The 1,457-nt window shown below is 58.9% G+C and carries 2 protein-coding genes; one reads left to right on the top strand and one right to left on the bottom strand.

What is annotated here, in order from left to right; translation table 11 throughout:
• The coding region (locus GN331_RS16455) for a hypothetical protein (protein ID WP_231734562.1) at positions 1-390 on the top strand (390 nt) is incomplete at its 5' end.
• A gap of 407 nt (positions 391-797) precedes the next feature.
• Here GN331_RS16455 and GN331_RS16450 read toward each other — a convergent pair.
• Positions 798-1,346 carry a hypothetical protein gene (locus GN331_RS16450; protein WP_156643395.1) on the bottom strand — a complete coding sequence of 183 codons (549 nt, stop codon included), beginning with the start codon at positions 1,344-1,346 and terminating at the stop codon, positions 798-800.
• Positions 1,347-1,457 lie beyond the last annotated feature (111 nt).

Genomic DNA, 1,457 nt, shown 5'->3' with positions numbered 1-1,457 from the left:
TCGGCCAAAAGCGGACATTCGACGCCACCCTTTAGAATGCAGCAGCTCCCGCCGCAGAGGCCGCCAATGCAGGTCTGGATTCGTTCTGTCGCAATCGATGATCAAGGGCTCTTGCAGGTTGAGCCTGCGCTCTGGCCGGACCAGGACCTGCGATACATCTGGCGCACCGCCACGGGCGTGCGATGGAACGAAGAATCGGGAACGCTGCAGCCAGTCGCCGGTAGTAGCTCAGCGCACACTGCTTGGATGCGTCGAATTGTGGAGGCCGTCCGAGGCGAGTATGGAATCGAACTGGTGACCCGGGAGCAGACGGTCTGGCGCAATGTGCCTGCCAACGTCATCGATGAACTGAAGGCCGCTGCGACGCCGGATGTTGGCTCGCTTAAGTGACCGCTTTGGGTCGGAAGCGGTCACTCCGTGACGTGCGGTGGGCGGCGTCCGCTCTCGGCCAAAAGCGGACATGGGTCGGTGGCTATATGAAGCTCACTTTGATTCGCCAAGCCTCGTCAGGAGTCAGCTTCCTGATTCCGCTCATGACCAGGTCGCAGGAACGCGGATAGCTGCCGTCGATCAAGGACACGCCCCAAGCAAGGCCATCTTCTACGCCCAGACAAAGACATGGGTGCAAGAAAACATCTTCGTAAATGTCTCCGACCGATATGCCTTCTGGGTTTTGGAGAGTGGCCGTCATCGTGAGTTGCGCCGTCAATTACTTAGAGGGGTCGTAGCGTGGCTGCTTGGGGTCGAGAGCGGTCATCCGGCTGTGTCCGCAATCGGCCAGAAGCGGACATTTGACTTCAATCCTTGCGGTTCACGCAATTCATGAAGTCGTCGATCGCGAAATACTTGCCGTCCATGTCGAACGGCCCGAACTCGATTTCAGATTGCGTGCCGGTACGCGTTCTTGTTTCCGAAACCGTGACTGTGTTCATCGCGCAACCAAGCGATCGACCATGGGGATACTCAACTCTGATGAATGCCCGCTTTGAATACAGGTCCTGGATGCCCGGCAACAGAAACGTACGCATGTCCTCGGAGGGCACGAAGTAGCTCTCTGCCGGGCACCTGCGATGCGACAGCTTGTCGCCGAGCACAAATACCAGTGGCGACCCGATGACGAGCTGCTCGCCGGTACAGAGAGCGATCTTCTTGCTTGGCCGTCCGTACTCCACCGTGTAGAGATACGCGGCACCGTTAGCCAACTGTTTGGCCTCTATCACGTGACCGAAGCCGGAACGTTCGGCTCCCTTGTACGCGGAAACAATCGACCACGGCGTCGATGCCGCAGCGGTAGAAACAACGGCCACGACTGCGCATGCCGTGACCGCGCTAAGAAACCGCTTCATTGCAGCTCTCCTTCAACCGGCTCTGCGTGCTGCATCCATCGACGACGTTGCTCATCCCGGCCCTAATTTTGACACGCGCGGCGTCCCTGGCCGAATGTCCGCTCTGGGTCG

Source organism: Noviluteimonas gilva (assembly GCF_009740395.1).
Classification (GTDB): domain Bacteria; phylum Pseudomonadota; class Gammaproteobacteria; order Xanthomonadales; family Xanthomonadaceae; genus Noviluteimonas; species Noviluteimonas gilva.
This window is presented reverse-complemented; position numbering and strand designations above follow the sequence as displayed.